Raw genomic sequence first — 14814 nt, 5'->3', positions numbered from 1 at the left:
CCGCCGCGGCGGAGGTCCGCCGCCGAGGTAGGCATTGGTCAGCGACTCGTCTGTGATGAGCTCGTCGGACGGCCCCTAGAGCGCCAGCCGGCCCGACTCGAGCACGTAGGCGTAGTCGGCGATGCGCAGTGCGGCGAGCGCGTTCTGCTCGACGACGAGCACCGTGACGCCCTGGTCGCGGATCTTCTCGATGGTGTCGAAGATGACGTCGACGTACACCGGCGCGAGGCCCATCGACGGCTCGTCCAGCAGCAGCAGTTTCGGGTTGCCGAGCAGCGCGCGGGCGACGGCGAGCATCTGCTGCTCGCCGCCGGACATCGTGCCGGCCTTCTGCTGCAGGCGCTCGCGCAGCACCGGGAACAGCGTGAGCACGTTCTCGCGGTCGGCGGCGATCTGCTCGTGGTCCTTGCGCAGGAAGGCGCCGAGGTCGAGGTTCTCGGACACCGTCATCCGCTGGAAGATCCGCCGGCCCTCGGGCGAGTGGCAGATGCCGATCTTGACGATGTCGTGACCGGCCATGCCGTTGATCTTGCGACCCTCGAACTTCACCGTGCCGGCGCGCGGCTTGAGCAGTCCGCTGATGGTGCGCAGCGTGGTGGACTTGCCGGCGCCGTTGGAACCGATGAGCGTGACGATCTCGCCGGGCTGCACGCGCAGCGAGAGCCCCTGCACGGCGGCGATGTTGCCGTAGCTGACCGACATGCCGTCGATGTCGAGCAGCGGGTCGCCCGTGCGGTCACGCCGGGCCACGGCGGTCTGGGACTCGGTCACAGCGCTCCTCCGGCCTGCTCGGTGCCGCTCTTGCCGAGGTAGGCCTCGACGACGCGTTCGTTGCGGCGGATGTCGTCCGGGCCGCCCTGGGCGATGACCTCGCCCCGGTCGAGCACGGTGATGCGTTCGCTCACCCGCATGACCACGCTCATGTCGTGCTCGATGAGCAGGACGGAGATCTGCTTCTCGTCGCGGATGCGGTGGACGAAGTCGGTGAACACGGCCGACTCCTGCGGGTTCATGCCGGCGGTGGGCTCGTCCAGCAGCAACACCTTCGGCCGCAGGGCGAGCGCGCGGGCGACCTCGAGCCGGCGCTGGTCGCCGTAGGAGAGGTTGCGCGCGTACTCGTAGCGCGTCCTGCCGATGCCGACGTACTCGAGCAGTTCGGCGGCGAAGTCGCGCGCCTCGCGCTCCTCGCGCCGTTTGCGCGGCGAGCCGAGCACGGTGCCGATGATCCCGGTCTTCAGGTGGCTGTGCATCGCCACCATCACGTTCTCCTCGGCCGTCATGAGGTTGAACAGCCGGATGTTCTGGAACGTGCGCGCGAGCCCGAGCTGCGCGATCTTGTGCGGCGACCGGCCGGTGACCTCGACGCCGCCGAGTTCGACGTAGCCGCTGGTGGGCTTGTACAGGCCGGTGAGGATGTTGAAGAACGTCGTCTTGCCGGCACCGTTCGGGCCGATGAGGCTGACGATGCCGTTCTTCGGGATGACGAACGAGACGTCGTTGACCGCGACGAGACCGCCGAACTTGATGGTTACGTTGTCGGCGCGCAGCGACGGGGCGGCGTCTCCCCCACCGGTGTGCTGCTCGACGTCTGCCGCCGACGTGGTGGTCACTTCAGGGCCTCCGTCGATGCAGCTGCTTCGGCGCCGGACGCGCCACCCTCGGCCTCCTGCGCCGCCTCGACGTCGGCGCCGACCGACTCGAGCTCGGTGCGTGAGGGCTCGCGCATGATCTGCTGCGTACGGCGTTCGGGCAGCAGACCCTCGCGCCGGAACAGCATCATCAGCACCAGGATGATGCCGAAGATCAGGAACGTGTAGTTCTGCACCTCGATGTTCGACCCGGTCGCGTCGTTGTAGATGCTGCCGAGCTGCACGAGCCCGGAGTTGTTCACCCACTCGAGCACGATCGCGCCGACCAGCACGCCCCAGACGTTGCCCATGCCGCCGAGCACCACCATGATCAGCACGAAGATCGACTGGGCGAAGGTGAAGCTGTCGGGCAGGGCACCGCCGACGACCTCGGCGTAGGCGACGCCGCCGAGACCACCGAACAGCGCGCCGACGGCGTACGCCGACAGCTTGGTCTTGACGAGCGGCACGCCCATCATGTTCGCCGCGAGTTCGTCCTCGCGGATCGCCAGCCACGAGCGGCCGAGGCGGCCGCTGCGGATGCGCAGCGACACGAACAGGCACACCGCCACGAGGAAGCAGAGGATGAGGAACAGGTAAGGCAGCGCGTCGGCGCCGAGGCCGAGCTGGTCGGGGAAGCCGAAGTAGTTCAGCGGCGTCGTGTTGATCGGGTCGACCGGGTTGATGCCGCGGATGCCGTTGGTGATGTTCGTGCCGCCGATGTGGTCACCGTTGCGGAAGAACTCGGGGACGATCTCGCCGAAGCCGAGCGTCACGATCGCGAGGTAGTCGCCGCGCAGGCGCAGCGTCGGCGCACCGAGCAGGATGCCGAAGATGCCGCACACGATGGCGCCGATGACGAGCACGAGCCAGAAGTTGACGTGCAGACCCGGCTGGCTGCTCACCGTGTCGGTGGCGCCGAGGTGCAGTCCCTTCTTGATCTGGAACCAGAACGTCGACATGAACCAGGCGCCGACGTACGAGCCGATCGCCCAGAACGCCACGTAGCCGAGGTCGAGCAGACCCGCGTACCCGACGACGACGTTCAGGCCGAGCGCCATGATCGCGTAGACCAGGCAGAGGTTGATCTTCGACAGCTGCGCCCAGTCCTGCACGCCGGACGCCACGTTGTCGGCGAGGTTCGGCAGCAGGTTGTTGTAGAAGACGAAGCCGACGATCGCGAAGGCGAGGAAGCCGATGGACCACCAGACGTTGGCGGTCGGACGCAACGATCGGCGTCCGCGCTGCTGTGGTGCCCGTGCCGGGGCAGCGATGGTGGCCATCGGCTACACCTTCTCCGTCGTCCGCTTGCCGAGCACGCCCTCGGGTTTGAACACGAGGGTGAGGATCAAGATGCCGAACACGACGGTGTTCTTCCAGTCCGACCCGAAGCCGTAGACGTCGTTCTGCGCCTCGATGATGCCGATGGCGACACCGCCGATGACCGCGCCGGTGAGGTTGCCGATGCCTCCGAGCACGGCAGCGGTGAAGGCGAACAGGCCGAGGCGGAAGCCGGCGTCGTAGCGGGTGGTGCCCACCGACTCCATGTAGAGCACGGCCGCGACGCCGGCCATCGCGCCGCCGAGGGCGAAGGTGAACGAGATCGTCCGGTTGACGTTGATGCCCATCAGCCGGGCGCCGTCCTGGTCCTGCGCGGTGGCGCGCATCGCCTTGCCCTGCTTGGTGCCCTTGACGATGAAGGTGAGCAGCAGCAGCACCACGGTCGTCACGCTCACGACGACGACGAACGACCACGGGATGCGGATGCCACCGAGGTTGAAGCCGATGTCCGAGCCCTTGGCGTTGGAGAAGACGGTGTTCCAGTTCTTCTGACCGGCGCCGTTGATGAGCTGGCCGATGTTCTGGAAGACGAAGCTCAGGCCGACCGCGGTGATGAGCGGCGCCAGCTTGGGCGCGCTGCGCAAGCGCCGGTAGGCGAAGAACTCGGCGCCCATGTTGATCGAGGCGCACATGATCATCGCGACGATCATGGTGAGGCCGAGCGCCGCGAAGCCGCCGGCCGTCGGCGAGGTCGCGCCGATCCAGTTGACCATCATGTTCGAGGTCAGCACGGTGCCCAGCATGAACAGGTCGCCGTGGGCGAAGTTGATGAGCTCGATGATGCCGTAGACGAGGGTGTACCCCAGCGCGATCAACGCGTAGAGCGCACCGTTGCTCAGCCCGCTCACCATCGTGTTGCCCCACTCGGTGGGGCCGTCGATGAGGTTCTTGATCAGCCAGATGACGAGACCGGCGACGAGCAGCAGCGCGATGCCCTGCTCGATCTGGTCCCGCGTGCGCACCAAGCTGCGCCGTCCGGCTCTGCTCGCCACTGCGGTCACGCGTTGCTCACTCCGTCCGGGTGGGAAGTGCCTATTCGATCCCTCGCGCGGGTCACGCGCAAGGTCCGTGAACGGCGACCGGGTGTCGCCGGCGAGGTCCGCCGACGACACCCGGCCTGCCGGAATGCCCTTACTTGACGGTCTGCGGCTGCAGGAACGTCTCCTGGTTGTTCTTCATGACGAGCACCGAGACGTCGCGGGCGTTGACGTCACCGGTCTTCGGGTCGATGACCAGCTCCTTGCCGAGCACCGAGTCGGACTGCGGGATGGTGATGCCCGAGCCGGAGAACACCTGGTCGACGATCGACTGGCGCGTGCCGTCCGACTTCGCGATGGCGGCCAGGATGACCTGCACCGCGGCGACCGCGTAGAGCGGGTAGTTGCCGACCGGGTACGAGCCGTACTTCTGCTTGTACGCGTTCAGCAGGTCGCCGCCCGGGCCCTTGATCTTCAGCAGCTGCTCGGACGCGAGGCCGGCGAAGGTGAGGTACATGCCCTGCGACTGCGGCTGCTTGTCGAGGTCCGGGTAGCCGGTGAAGCCGTCGGGGCCGATCATCTTCACCTTGGTGTTGTCACCGAGGACGTTGAACTTGTCCTTGACCAGCTGGCCACCGTTCTGGTCGTACGTGCCGGCGACGTAGAGGCAGTCGGCGCCGGTGTTCTTGATCTTGGTGAACAGCGCGGTGTAGTTGGTGGCCTTCGCGTCCCACGCGTCGTTGCCGGCGACGGTGATGCCGTCCTTCTGGGCCGCCGTCTGGAACGCGCGTCCGACACCCTGACCGTAGGTCGAGTTGTCGTTGACGATGTAGCACTTCTTGACCTTCAGCGTCTGCGACGCGAAGTCGGCCGCGGCCGAACCCTGATAGTCGTCGGTGGTGACGACACGGGCGTAGTTGCGCTTGCCGCTCGGGTAGTACTTGTCCGGCTCACCCGGGTCCCACGTCTTGGTCAGACCGGGGTTGGTGTTCGCGTCCGACACCATGAGCATCGGGGCCGCGTTGAGGATCGGCACCTCCAGCTTGGCGCAGCCGGAGTTGTAGGTGCCCATGACCGCGACCTCGTCGGTCGTGGCGACGTGCTTGTTCGCGTTCGCCGTGCAGGTCGCGGGGTCCCACGCGCCGGTCGAGGCGGTCGAGTCGTCGTAGGTCGTGAACTTGATCTTGAAGTTCCCTGCCTTGTTGCCGACCTTGTCCAGGTAGAGCTGGATCATCTTGTTGGCCGAGTCGCTGGTGTCCTTGTTCGAACCCTGCAGCGGCAGGTCGCTCGAGATGGTCAGCGTCTTGCCGCCGCCACCACCGCCCCCGCTGCCCGAGCTCTTGCACGCAGAGACGCCGGTCGCGGCGACTGCCACCGCCACCGAGACGCCGAGGATCCTCCGGAACCGCACGTGTCCTCCTGAAAAGACGAGTCGGGGGACGCTCGGCGCCCCGCCTTCCGGGCCAGTCGGCCGCGAATGGTCGGAACCCTAACCCCGAAAGTGTTACGAGCGTTGGAACCGCGGATGGCCCGTGATGTTCTCGTGACCTGGCCGCGACAGCCTCGGTCACCCTGCCAGGCTCAGGGCTCCTGGGTCACCGGGTCGTTCGTCCCGGTTGCGCCGTCCTTCGTTGCGTCCTCGGACAAAATCAACTCGGCGACGGCGCGCATGGACGTGCGGTTGTCCATCGCCGCCCGCTGGATCCAGCGGAACGCCTCGGGCTCGGAGAGACCGTGCTTGGTCATGAGCGCGCCCTTCGCCCGCTCGATGAGCTTGCGCGCCTCGAGCCGTTGCTTGAGGTCGCCGACCTCGTCCTCGAGCGCCTTGATCTCGGCGAAGCGCGAGGTCGCCATCTCGATGGCGGGCAGCAGGTCGCGCTTCTGGAACGGCTTGATGAGGTAGGCCATCGCGCCCGCGTCGCGGGCGCGCTCGATGAGGTCGCGTTGGCTGAACGCGGTGAGCATGACGACCGGCGCGATGCGCGAGCCGGTGATCTCGGCGGCCGCGCTGATGCCGTCCATCTTCGGCATCTTGATGTCGCAGATGACGACGTCCGGCGTGAGCTCCTTGGCCAGGACGACCGCCTGCTCCCCGTCGGCGGCCTCACCGACGACGGTGAAGCCCTCCTCCTCGAGCATCTCGCGCAGGTCGAGCCGGATCAGGGCCTCGTCCTCGGCGATGAGGACCCGCATCGACTGGGCCGGAGTCACCGGTGCACCCTCCTGCGGCAGACGACGATCGCGAGTGCCCAGAGTAGCCGGGATACGATGACCGCTGCGTGACGGCCCCTGTACTCCAACCGGTAGAGAGCGCGGTCTCAAACACCGTTCAGTGTCGGTTCGAATCCGACCGGGGGCACTTCCTGTCGTACCTCGGGCGCACGGTCTAGCCGTGTACGAGCGAGCGATCCGGGACGGAGCGCGACGCCTCGTCAATGCCGGCGAGACGACGGTCGCCGTGGCCGCGGCGCTCGGGGTGCCGCAGGCCGCTGTCTGGCGGTGGGCCAACCGACGCTTCGTCTCCGACGACCCGTCGCGCCCGCGAACCACCTGCTTCGCATGCCGCGACGAGGCATGTCCGTCGCCCGAGCACTACAGCTATCTGCTCGGGCAGTACCTCGGCGACGGTCACCTCGTCACGTCGATGAAGGTTCCGGTGCTGCGTATCTCCGCCTGCCTCGACTACCCGGACATCCTCGCCGAGATCCGTGACTGCGTGGAGGTGCTTCGCGGACGGCCCACCTTCCTCACCCGGCCGAAGGACTGCGATCGCGTCGCCGTCGTCCAGTCGGTCTGGCGGCACTGGACCTGCCTCATCCCGCAGCACGGGCCTGGCCGCAAGCACGAGCGACCGATCTTCCTGGCGCTGTGGCAGGAGGACCTCGTCGATGAGCACACGTGGCCGCTCATTCGCGGCCTCATCCACTCGGACGGCTGTCGGGTCATCAATCGCGTGACGGTCCGAGGACGGCGATACGAGTACCCGCGGTACATGTTCAGCAACGAGTCGCGGGACATCCTGGCGATCATGGGGCAGGCCTTGGAACGGGTAGGGGTCGAGTGGAGGTTCAACCGTCCGAACAGCATCTCGATCGCCCGTCGCGGGTCCGTGGCGCTGATGGACGAGCACATCGGGCCGAAGACGTGATCGGCCATTGCATAGGGTCGCGGCCATGCACATGACGCCGGACGAGTTCCGCCGGTACGGGCGCGAGGTGGTCGACTGGATCGCCGACTACTACGAGCGGATCGAGACCTTCCCGGTGCTGTCGCAGGTGCAGCCGGGCGACATCCGGGCGCAACTGCCGGCCGACCCACCCGAGCAGGGCGAGCCGTTCGAGGCGCTGCTCGCCGACCTCGACCGCGTGATCCTGCCGGGCATCACGCACTGGCAGCACCCGTCGTACTTCGCCTACTTCTCGGCGAACGCCAGCGGGCCGGCCATCCTGGGCGACCTGCTCGCGTCCGGGCTCGGGGTGCAGGGCATGTTGTGGTCGACCTCCCCCGCGGCGACCGAACTCGAGACGCACGTGCTCGACTGGCTGGCAACGCTGCTCGGGCTGCCCGAGCGGTTCTCGTCGGGCGGTCCGGGCGGCGGCGTCATCCAGCACAGCGCCTCGGACGCCGCGCTGGTGGCCCTGCTCGCCGCGCTGCACCGGGTCTCCGGCGGCCGGACGGAGCGCGAGGGTGTCGCGTCCGGGCGCTTCGCGGTCTACACGTCGGCGCAGACGCACTCGTCGGTCGAGAAGGCGTGCCGGATCGCGGGTCTCGGCGCGGACGCCCTGCGCAAGCTCGACGTCGACCCGGTGACGCTGGCCGCGCGTCCGGAGCACCTGCGCGAGCTGATCGAGCGCGACGTCGCCGAGGGTGTCACGCCCGCGCTCGTCGTGGCCTCGGTCGGCGCCACCGGCACGGGCTCGGTCGACCCGGTGCGCGAGCTGGCGACGATCGCCCACGAGACCGGTGCGTGGCTGCACGTGGATGCGGCGTGGGCGGGCGTGGCCGCGGTGGCCGACGAGTTCCGCTGGCTCAACGACGGGGTCGAGCTGGCCGACTCGTACTGCACCAACCCGCACAAGTGGCTGCTGACCAACTTCGACTGCACGGCGTTCTGGGTGGCCGACCGGGCCGCGCTGGTCGGGGCGCTGTCGATCCTGCCCGAGTACCTGCGCAACGCGGCCACCGATGCGGGCGCGGTGATCGACTACCGCGACTGGCACGTGCCGCTCGGCCGCCGCTTCCGCGCGCTGAAACTCTGGGCGGTGCTGCGCTGGTACGGCGCCGAGGGCCTGCGCGAGCACATCCGCAGCGGCGTCGGGCTGGCGCAGGAGTTCGCGCGGCTGGTCGCGTCCGACGACCGGTTCGAGCTCGTGGCGCCGCACCCGCTCTCGCTGGTGACCTTCCGGCTGAGGGCGGGCGACGAGGCGACGCGGGCGGTGATGGACACGGTGAACGCGTCCGGCGCGCTGTTCCTCACCCACACCGTCGTCGGCGGACGCACCGTGCTGCGCTTCGTCGTCGTCTCACCGCAGACCGAGCGGCGGCATGTGCTGGCCGCCTGGGACGCCCTGCGCGCGGCGGTGCCCGCCGGCTGACGGCCGTCAGTCGGCCAGCGCGGCCGGTTCGACCGGCGCCGCGGGATCGGCGGGGGTCGGTGGCGGCGTCGTGCCGCCCGCTGCCTCGGGGCGGCCGACCTTCGGCATGCACAGCACCACGACCAGCATCACCGCGGCGAGCACCACGGTGGCGATGAAGACCGAGTGCACGGCGTGGGTGAGCGGTCCCGCCGGAGCACGGCCGCCGGTGACGGTGCCATGCCCGAGCGTCGTGTTGGCGATGGCGCCGAACACGGCGACACCGACGGCGCTGCCCATCGACCGGAAGAACATGTTGGCGCCGGTGACCACGCCGCGCTGCTGCCAGCCGACGGCGCTCTGGGCGGCGATCAGCGTCGGCGCGGCGGTGAAGCCCATGCCGAGGCCGATGACGAAGCACGAGACGCCGACCTGCCAGACGCTCGAGTGCCGCCCGAGCAACAGCAGCAGCGCCGTGCCGACGACCACCACGGCGGCGCCGAGCAGCGCGGTGAGCCGGAAGCCGACGCGCAGGTAGACCCTGCCGGCCTGCGACGCCGACAGCGGCCACCCGAGCGTCAGGGCGGCGAGGGCGAAGCCGGCGACGAGCGGTCCGGTGCCGAGGGCGTCCTGCACGTAGGTCGGCACGTACGACGAGAGGCCGATGAGCACCGCGCCGACGCCCGCCGAGATCAGGCAGGTGGTGACGATGAGCCGGTCGCGCAGCAGCGGCAGCGGCACGACCGGGTCGGGCACGCGGCGCTCGACGAACCCGAAGACGACGAGCAGCACGACACCGAGGCCGAGCACGAGGAAGCTGGGCGCCGACAGCCACGCCCAGGACTGGCCGCCCTCGAGCAGCCCGAGCACCAGCAGGGTCAGGCCGGCAGTCACCAGCACCGCGCCGGTGTGGTCGATGCGCGGTCGGCCGCGGGTGACCCGCTCGTGGAAGCGGCGGAAGATCATCGCGGCGGCGAGGATGCAGAGCGGGATGTTGACGAAGAAGATCCAGCGCCAGTTCACGTATTCGCTGAACACGCCGCCGAGCGTCGGGCCGACGACCGACGAGACGCCCCAGACGCTGGCGATGTAGCCCTGCACCTTCGCGCGTTCCTCGAGCGTGTACAGGTCGCCGACGATGGTCATCGACATCGGCTGCACCGCACCCGCGCCGAGCCCCTGCACGACGCGGAACGCAATGAGCGCGCCCATGTCCCACGCCGCGCCGCAGAGCACCGATCCGAGGAAGAAGAGCCCGATCCCCCACAGCATCACCGGCTTGCGTCCGAACAGGTCGGCGAGCTTGCCGTACACCGGCACGGTGACGGCCTGGGCGAGCAGGTAGATCGAGAACAGCCACGGGAACGAGGTGAAGCCGCCGATGTCCGCGACCACCGACGGCACCGCGGTCGCGATCACCGTCGAGTCGATGGCGACCAGCGCCACCGACAGCATCAGCGCGATGAGCACCGGCCCGCGCTCGGACCGGAAGCCCACGCCGGATCGTGCGGTTGATGCGTCCACGAGCGTCCAGGCTACCGGCCGATCACGACCGGATGCGGATCATGCCCTCCTGGACGACGCTCGCCACCTGCACACCGTCGCGGGTGAAGAAGCGTCCGGACGCGAGCCCGCGACCGCCCGACGCCGACGGCGAGTCGGTCGCGTAGAGCAGCCACTCGTCGGCACGGAACGGCCGTTCGAACCACACGGCGTGGTCGAGCGAGGCCATCGAGATGTCGTCGACACCGGGCGCGACACCGTGCCGCGCGAGCACCGAGTCGAGCAGCGTCATGTCGCTCGCGAAGGTGAGCACGCAGGCGTGCAACATCGGCGCATCGGGCAGGCGTCCGTTCGCGCGCATCCACACCCGGCTCGGCCCGACGCGCGGGCCGTGCTGCCGCTGCTGCCACGGCGGGTCGTCGACGTAGCGCAGGTCGATCGGCCGCTGGCCGGCCTTGTAGAACGCCGCCGCCTCGGGGAAGTCGGCGTAGCGCTCCTCGATCGTCGGCAGCGTCTCGGGCACCGGCACGTCCGGCATGTCGGCCTGGTGCTCGATGCCGTCCTGCGCGTACTGGAACGATGCCGAAAGGGTGAAGATCGTCTGCGCGTGCTGGGTCGCGACGACGCGCCGGGTCGAGAACGACCGGCCGTCGCGCACCCGGTCGACCTGGTAGACGATCGGCAGCGACGGGTCACCCGGGCGGATGAAGTAGCCGTGCAGCGAGTGGACGAGCCGCTCGGGCTCGACCGTGCGCCCGGCCGCGACGAGCGCCTGCCCGGCGACCTGCCCGCCGAAGACCCGCTGCCATCTCGACTTCGCCCGCAGTCCGCGGAACAGGTCGTCGTCGATCTGCTCGAGGTCGAGCAGTCGCACGAGGTCGTCGACGGCCATCTGGCCGATCTGGTCGGCGTGGGCGAGGGTGCCGACACCGTCGTGGTACTCGGTGCCGACGTCCCCGCCGTGATAGTGCTCAGCCACGGCGCAACACGTCGCCGATGTGGTGCACCCGGATCGTGTTCGTGGCGCCGGGCGTGGCCGGTGGCGTGCCGGCCACGACGATCACGAGGTCGCCCGGGCGGCAGACGCCGCGCTGCACGAGCGCCGAGTCGACCTGCCGCACCATGTCGTCGGTGGTCTGCACCGTCCAGACCAGGTGCGCCTCGACGCCCCAGAGCAAGGCCATCTGCCGCTGCACCTGCTCGACCGGCGTGAACACGAGCAGCCGCTGCCTGGGCTGCAGCCGCGAGAGGCGCCGGGCGGTGTCGCCGGTCTGGGTGAACGCGACCAGCGCGGTGGCGCCGAGCGCGTCGCCGATGTCCATGGCGGCCTTCGCGATCGCGCCGCCGGACGTGCGGGGCACGTGGTGCAGCCCGCCGACGCCGGTACCGGCCTCCTCGACCGCGCGCACGATACGGCTCATCGTGGCGACGGCCTGCACCGGATAGCGTCCGACGCTCGTCTCGCCGGACAGCATCACCGCGTCGGCCCCGTCGATGACGGCGTTCGCGACGTCGCTCGCCTCGGCGCGGGTCGGCCGCGAGTGGGTGATCATCGACTCGAGCATCTGGGTCGCGACGATCACCGGCTTGGCGTTGTCGCGCGCGATCTGGATCGCCCGCTTCTGCACGACGGGCACCTTCTCGAGCGGCATCTCGACGCCGAGGTCGCCGCGGGCGACCATGATGCCGTCGAACGCGAGCACGATCTGCTCGAGCCGGTCGACGGCCTCGGGCTTCTCGATCTTGGCGACGACCGGCACGCGGATGCCGACGCGGTCCATCACCTGGTGCACGAGCTTGACGTCCTCGGGCGCGCGCACGAAGGACAGGGCGACGTAGTCGACGCCGAGCCGCAGCGCGAACTCGAGGTCCTCGGCGTCCTTGTCGGACAGCGCGGGCACGCTGACGTCGACGCCCGGCAGCGACAGGCCTTTGTTGTTGCTGACCCGGCCGCCCTCGGTGACGTCGCAGACGACGTCGGTGCCGTGCTCGACCTCGACGGCGATGAGCGCGACGTTGCCGTCGTCGACGAGCAGCTTGTCGCCCGGACGCACGTCGGCGGCCAGCTGCTTGTAGGTGGTCGAGACGCGGTCGTGGTCGCCCTCGACGTCCTCGACGGTGATGCGCACGCGCTCGCCGGTGGCCCAGACGGTCTCGCCCTCGGCGAAGCGGCCGAGGCGGATCTTCGGGCCCTGCAGGTCGGCGAGGACGGCGACGTTGCGGCCCGCGGCCTGGGCGGCGGCCCGCACCTCCTGGTAACGGCGGCCGTGCTCGGCGTGCGCCCCGTGGCTGAAGTTGAGGCGGGCGACGTCCATGCCGGCCTCGACGAGGGCCCGGGCGCGCTCGAGCGTGTCGGTGGCCGGGCCCAGCGTGCAGACGATCTTGGCGTGACGGATCACGTCCCCAGCCTAGTGGTCCGCTACTCCGGCGAAACCGCTTCCACGGAGTTGCCGTCGGGGTCGCGCAGCACGGCGTTGAACTCGCCGCGCCGGTAGATCGGCCAGCGACGGGGTGCCGACGCGGTGGTGCCGCCGGCGGCGAGGCCGGCGGCGTGGAACGCCTCGACGTCCTCGCGTGACGCCGCGATGAACCGCAGGTGGACGCCGGACGCGGGCGGCCCGGTCACGAGCCACAGCGCGGCGCTGTCGTCGACGCCCCATGCGATCGCCTCGACGTCGGGGGCGTCCTCCTCCTCGTCCACCAGTTCGATGACCCGGGTGAGGCCGAGCGCGCCGAGTGCAGCGTCGTAGAAGGCGGCCGCGGCGGTCAGGTCCGGGGTGCTGAGGGTGACGTGGTCGAGGCGGGCGGGCACGCGGTCATTCTCGCCGAGGCCCGTCGGTAGGTTGGCCGCCGTGGCTCCTCCCCCGCGCGCGCTCACCATCGCCGGCTCCGACTCGGGCGGCGGCGCCGGGGCGCAGGCCGACCTCAAGACCTTCCTCGCCTGCAAGGTTCACGGCATGTCGGCGCTCACGGCCGTCACCGTGCAGAACTCGCTCGGTGTCTCGGCCGTGCACGAGATCCCTGCCGCGATCGTGGCGGCGCAGATCGAGTCGGTGGCCACCGACATCGGGGTCGGTGCGACGAAGACCGGCATGCTCGCGTCCGCACCGATCATCGAGGCGATCGCCGAGGTGATCGACCGGGTCGACGTCGGGCCGTTCGTCGTCGACCCGGTCTGCGCCTCGCAGCACGGCGACCCGCTGCTCACGCCCGAGGCGCTCGACGCGATGAAGACGCTGCTCTTCCCCCGCGCCACGCTCATCACCCCGAACCTCAACGAGGTGCGGCTGCTGATCGGGCTCGACGTGGTCGACCGCGCCGGCATGGAGCAGGCCGCGCGTGTGCTCAAGGACTTCGGCCCGCAGTGGGTGCTGGTGAAGGGCGGCCACCTGCCGTCCGGCGACGCCGTCGACCTGCTCTTCGACGGCGAGTCGTTCACCGAGTTCCGCGCGCCGCGGCACGAGACCGCGCACACGCACGGGTCGGGCGACACCCTCGCCTCGGCGACGACGGCGGCGCTGGCCTGCGGCGCGTCCCTGCCGGACGCCGTGGCCGAGGGCAAGCGCTTCGTCACCGGCGCCGTCGCCGACTCGTTCGCGATCGGGTCGGGGCTCGGCCCGGTCGGTCACTTCTGGCGCATCAAGGACTGGCCCGAACCCGCCTGAGCGGCCGCCGCGGTCCGTTCCGTGACGGATCGCCAAGATCAGAGACGGCGTTTCGGACGTCTCCCGTGAGGCTGATCCGTCACACGGGGCCGTAGTCCGTCACCCTGCGCCTGCCGCGGCCTCCCGGAGCCTGGTGGCGAAGGCACGAGCGGCGGCGGCGGGGTCGTCGGCCTCGGTGATGGCGCGGACGACGACCACCCGGCGGGCGCCGCGGGCGATCACCTCGTCGAGCCGGTCGAGCGACTCGATGCCGCCGATGGCGAACCACGGCCGGTCGTCCTGCGCCGCCGCGGCGTGGTCGAGCAACGACAACCCCGCCGCCGGACGCCCCGGCTTGGTCGGGGTCGTCCAGGTCGGGCCGCAGCAGTAGTAGTCGACGCCGGCCTCCGTGCGCGCGGCGTCGGCCTGGTCGGGCGAGTGCGTCGAGCGTCCGATGAGCACCCCGTCGCCGACGATCGCGCGGGCCATCGGGACGGGCAGGTCGTCCTGGCCGAGGTGCAGCACCGGCGCACCGGCGGCGCGGGCGATGTCGGCGCGGTCGTTCACCGCCCACAGCGCGCCGTGCCGCTCGGCAACCGCCGCGAACACCTCGAGCAACCGCAGCTCGTCGCGGGCCTCGAGCCCCTTCTCGCGCAGCTGCACGACGTCGACACCGTTGGCGAGCACCGCGTCCAGGAACTCCTCGAGGTCGCCGGTGCGCGAGCGCGAGTCGGTGCACAGGTACAGGCGGGCGGCAGCGAGATCCACGCGCCGCAGCGTAGGGTGACGGCAGCACGGGAGCTCGCCGCGGGGCGGGCTGAGAGGGCAGCAGCCGACCGTCGAACCTGATCCGGGTAATTCCGGCGTGAGGGAGCGTGTGGCAGACCGAAATCCGACCAGCGACGTCGCCGTCGTCGGCGGCGGCGTCATCGGCGTCGCGATCGCCTGGCGGTGTGCCCAGCGCGGGCTGCAGGTCACGGTGCTCGATCCCGAGCCGGACCGAGGTGCGTGGCACACCGCGGCCGGCATGCTCGCGCCGGTCACCGAGTTGCATTACACCGAGACGCCGCTACTGCGGCTCAACCTCGATTCGCTGCGCCGCTACCCGGCCTTCGTCGCTGACCTGGCCGGCGAGACCGGGCGCCCG

General features: G+C 70.1%; 15 protein-coding genes and 1 tRNA gene. 5 read left to right on the top strand and 11 right to left on the bottom strand.

Annotated elements, in window-relative coordinates:
• Nucleotides 1-75: 75 nt before the first annotated feature.
• The 6 genes from ACTHMS_RS21370 to ACTHMS_RS21345 form a co-directional block, all read right to left on the bottom strand.
• Nucleotides 76-702, bottom strand: coding sequence for an ABC transporter ATP-binding protein (locus ACTHMS_RS21370; protein WP_440308676.1), 627 nt, complete (start codon nt 700-702; stop codon nt 76-78).
• Between the two features lie 65 nt (nt 703-767).
• Nucleotides 768-1610, bottom strand: a complete 843-nt coding sequence (locus ACTHMS_RS21365; RefSeq protein WP_440308671.1) for an ABC transporter ATP-binding protein — start codon at nt 1608-1610, stop codon at nt 768-770.
• A complete protein-coding gene (locus ACTHMS_RS21360) occupies nt 1607-2911 on the bottom strand; it encodes a branched-chain amino acid ABC transporter permease (protein WP_440308670.1) in 1305 nt (434 codons plus the stop codon). The genes ACTHMS_RS21365 and ACTHMS_RS21360 overlap by 4 nt, the downstream gene beginning before the upstream one ends.
• Nucleotides 2912-2914: 3 nt before the next feature.
• On the bottom strand, nt 2915-3931 hold the full coding sequence (locus ACTHMS_RS21355; protein ID WP_440308669.1) for a branched-chain amino acid ABC transporter permease: 1017 nt from the start codon (nt 3929-3931) through the stop codon (nt 2915-2917).
• A 169-nt stretch (nt 3932-4100) separates the two neighbouring features.
• Complete coding sequence (locus tag ACTHMS_RS21350) at nt 4101-5357, bottom strand: branched-chain amino acid ABC transporter substrate-binding protein (RefSeq protein ID WP_440308668.1); 1257 nt, start codon at nt 5355-5357, stop codon at nt 4101-4103.
• Nucleotides 5358-5527: 170 nt separating this feature from the next.
• The gene (locus ACTHMS_RS21345; protein WP_440308675.1) at nt 5528-6139 is read right to left on the bottom strand and encodes an ANTAR domain-containing response regulator; all 612 of its coding nucleotides are present in this window, start codon (nt 6137-6139) and stop codon (nt 5528-5530) included.
• Between the two features lie 92 nt (nt 6140-6231).
• Between ACTHMS_RS21345 and ACTHMS_RS21340 the strand changes: the two genes are divergently transcribed.
• From ACTHMS_RS21340 to ACTHMS_RS21330, 3 genes are all read left to right on the top strand, one after another.
• A tRNA-Leu gene (locus tag ACTHMS_RS21340) sits at nt 6232-6305 on the top strand.
• Between the two features lie 33 nt (nt 6306-6338).
• Entirely contained in the window at nt 6339-7094 is a 756-nt protein-coding gene (locus ACTHMS_RS21335; protein ID WP_440308667.1) for a transcriptional regulator, read from the top strand.
• Between the two features lie 31 nt (nt 7095-7125).
• Nucleotides 7126-8541 carry a pyridoxal-dependent decarboxylase gene (locus ACTHMS_RS21330; protein WP_440308674.1) on the top strand — a complete coding sequence of 472 codons (1416 nt, stop codon included), beginning with the start codon at nt 7126-7128 and terminating at the stop codon, nt 8539-8541.
• A 6-nt stretch (nt 8542-8547) separates the two neighbouring features.
• Here ACTHMS_RS21330 and ACTHMS_RS21325 read toward each other — a convergent pair whose 3' ends face one another.
• The 4 genes from ACTHMS_RS21325 to ACTHMS_RS21310 form a co-directional block, all read right to left on the bottom strand.
• Nucleotides 8548-10044 (bottom strand): MDR family MFS transporter, encoded by a 1497-nt coding sequence (locus tag ACTHMS_RS21325; RefSeq protein ID WP_440308666.1) that lies wholly within the window; start codon nt 10042-10044, stop codon nt 8548-8550.
• Nucleotides 10045-10066: 22 nt separating this feature from the next.
• On the bottom strand, nt 10067-10915 hold the full coding sequence (locus ACTHMS_RS21320; RefSeq protein WP_440308673.1) for an acyl-CoA thioesterase: 849 nt from the start codon (nt 10913-10915) through the stop codon (nt 10067-10069).
• 79 nt (nt 10916-10994) lie between these two features.
• The gene (gene pyk, locus ACTHMS_RS21315; RefSeq protein ID WP_440308665.1) at nt 10995-12422 is read right to left on the bottom strand and encodes a pyruvate kinase; all 1428 of its coding nucleotides are present in this window, start codon (nt 12420-12422) and stop codon (nt 10995-10997) included.
• A gap of 20 nt (nt 12423-12442) precedes the next feature.
• The gene (locus ACTHMS_RS21310; RefSeq protein ID WP_440308664.1) at nt 12443-12835 is read right to left on the bottom strand and encodes a VOC family protein; all 393 of its coding nucleotides are present in this window, start codon (nt 12833-12835) and stop codon (nt 12443-12445) included.
• Nucleotides 12836-12875: 40 nt separating this feature from the next.
• Between ACTHMS_RS21310 and thiD the strand changes: the two genes are divergently transcribed.
• Complete coding sequence (gene thiD / locus ACTHMS_RS21305; protein WP_440308663.1) at nt 12876-13688, top strand: bifunctional hydroxymethylpyrimidine kinase/phosphomethylpyrimidine kinase; 813 nt, start codon at nt 12876-12878, stop codon at nt 13686-13688.
• Between the two features lie 99 nt (nt 13689-13787).
• Here thiD and thiE read toward each other — a convergent pair whose 3' ends face one another.
• Nucleotides 13788-14444, bottom strand: coding sequence for a thiamine phosphate synthase (thiE, locus tag ACTHMS_RS21300; protein ID WP_440308672.1), 657 nt, complete (start codon nt 14442-14444; stop codon nt 13788-13790).
• 100 nt (nt 14445-14544) lie between these two features.
• Here thiE and ACTHMS_RS21295 point away from each other — a divergent pair.
• Nucleotides 14545-14814 (top strand): FAD-dependent oxidoreductase (locus tag ACTHMS_RS21295; RefSeq protein ID WP_440308662.1); only part of this gene is annotated, 270 nt, incomplete at its 3' end.

Origin of the sequence: Jatrophihabitans sp. (assembly GCF_051960575.1) — a bacterium.
GTDB lineage: Bacteria > Actinomycetota > Actinomycetes > Mycobacteriales > Jatrophihabitantaceae > JBQCEE01.
This window is presented reverse-complemented; position numbering and strand designations above follow the sequence as displayed.